Source organism: Streptomyces jumonjinensis (genome assembly GCF_009600885.1).
In the GTDB taxonomy this organism is placed as follows: domain Bacteria; phylum Actinomycetota; class Actinomycetes; order Streptomycetales; family Streptomycetaceae; genus Streptomyces; species Streptomyces jumonjinensis.
Genome location: NZ_VCLA01000191.1, coordinates 108671 through 109207 on the forward strand (window position 1 = coordinate 108671; position 537 = coordinate 109207).

1 protein-coding gene is annotated in these 537 nt (G+C 70.2%); it reads left to right on the forward strand.

Annotated elements, in window-relative coordinates:
- Window positions 1-5: 5 nt before the first annotated feature.
- A partial coding sequence (locus FF041_RS30435) for a helix-turn-helix domain-containing protein (RefSeq protein WP_407698211.1) occupies window positions 6-537 on the forward strand: 532 nt, incomplete at its 3' end.

A 537-nucleotide genomic window follows, 5' to 3' on the forward strand; every position in this document is an offset into this window, starting at 1 on the left:
AGCAGATCGTGCGCCGGGGCAGCACCAACGCGGTGCGCTATCGGCGCGCGATGATGCTGCTGGCCTCGGCCGGCGGGAATGGGGTGCCGGTGATCGCCCAGCTGGTGGCGGCCGACGAGGACACCGTGCGCGATGTGATCCACCGGTTCAACGAGATCGGCCTGGCCTGCATGGACCCTCGGTGGGCGGGAGGCCGTCCCCGCCTGCTCAGCGATGACGACGAGGACTTCGTCGTCCAGACGGCCACCACCCGCCCCACCAAGCTCGGCCAGCCCTTCACCCGCTGGTCGCTACGCAAACTCGTCGCCTACCTGCGCACAGTCCACGGCCGAGTGATCCGTATCGGCCGCGAGGCGTTACGCGGCCTGCTCGCCCGCCGTGGAGTCACCTTCCAGCGCACCAAGACCTGGAAGGAATCCACCGGCCCCGACCGCGAGGCGAAGCTGGGCCGGGTCGAGCACGTCCTGGACCGTTTCCCCGACCGGGTCTTCGCGTTCGACGAGTTCGGCCCACTCGGGATCCGGCCCACCGCAGGCT